This window comes from Vibrio sp. 10N.247.311.12 (genome assembly GCF_041467515.1).
Taxonomy (GTDB): Bacteria; Pseudomonadota; Gammaproteobacteria; order Enterobacterales; family Vibrionaceae; genus Vibrio; species Vibrio crassostreae_C.
On record NZ_JBFSUV010000102.1, the window covers coordinates 1 to 1,431 of the forward strand.

General features: G+C 43.2%; 1 protein-coding gene. It reads left to right on the forward strand.

The window, feature by feature from the left end; genetic code table 11:
- Positions 1 to 85 precede the first annotated feature (85 nt).
- On the forward strand, positions 86 to 1,408 hold the full coding sequence (locus AB6E30_RS22480) for an IS4 family transposase (protein WP_372105325.1): 1,323 nt from the start codon (positions 86 to 88) through the stop codon (positions 1,406 to 1,408).
- Positions 1,409 to 1,431 lie beyond the last annotated feature (23 nt).

Here is a 1,431-nt window from a genome sequence, read left to right on the forward strand (position 1 = left end):
GTCTAATGCCGATCGTTTAAGAAGACTTGAACGATCCTGCAGTTAGCAGATAATCCCCATCAACAACGTTGATGGGGATTTTTTTATGCTTGAACAAGAATTAGCAATGGCGCACGAGACTATTGAGGATACGGATAATTACGAATCTGTCGTCAACGCCATTCAACTAGAATGGATAGAACAAGCTCTTCTTGAAACAAATAAAGCGAGCATAAGACGACGTCGACTTCCCGCTCAGCAAGCTGTCTGGCTAGTTATTTGGATGGGGTTGCAACGCAACATGTCTATCAAAGAGGTATGCAGTTCATTAGACATTGCCCTTCAACCAAAACCTGAGGATAGTTGGTCTCGTGTTGCGCCTAGTGTCCTCACCGATTCACGTCGACGTCTAGACGAGAGTCCATTAGCGGCTCTTTTTCACACAACAGTCAAGGCTTGGCGCGAAGATATCATTCAACAAGACAGAGACTTAGGGCTTAACGTTCTTGCTGTGGATGGAACAACATTTAGGTGCCAAGATTCACCAGAGAACGCCGAAGAATTTGGGTTCATCTCTAAAAAACTGAAACCTTATCCTCAACTTCGTTTAGTTGCTTTGATGTCAACGGAAACTCGAATGATTATGGGGGCAGCTTTTGATGGTTGTCATGTCGGTGAAACGACCTTAGCTAAACGTTTATTCAATGATATCCCAGCGCACTCATTGACTTTATTTGATCGTTGTTATTTCTCCGCAGACCTTTTGTTGTCATGGCAAGAGAGTGCGGAAAATGCTCATTGGTTAATGCCTGCAAAACGTAAACTACGCTATGAAGTATTGGAGAAATATGCAGAAAATGACATGCTTATCTCAATGCCCATCTCTCCTCAGGCCCAGCGGCAGAATCCTAATTTACCCGAGCGTTGGGAAGCTAGATTAGTCCTATATCAAGAACCAAAAGGTGAGATAAAAGGTTTTATTACTTCACTTACAGACCCTGGCAAATACTCACTAGAAAGCCTGCTGCGTATTTATTGGCAACGTTGGGAGATAGAAGAAGGTTATGGTGAAATTAAACAGACTCAACTGCAAAGTCACGTCACTTTACGAAGTCGTTTTTCTGTCGGTGTGAGGCAAGAGCTTTGGGGTGTCTTACTTGCTTATAACCTAGTGCGATTAGAGATGGTTAAGATAGCTTCAGAAGCAGGGGTTCGAGCGACTAGGGTCAGTTTTACGGCCGCGATTAACCTTATTGATGCGCAGTTACGTTGGCTAGCTTTATGTCCAGACGGAACTCTACCAGTAAAACTTAAAAGAATGAGGGAAAGTATCAGTCACTTCATTCTCCCAGATAAAAGAAAGGACCGAACGTTTCCACGTTCAATCCTCTTTGTTCCAGCTAAATATCCGTTTAGATTCAAACAGTAATGCTTATCCGAACGGCATTGGAC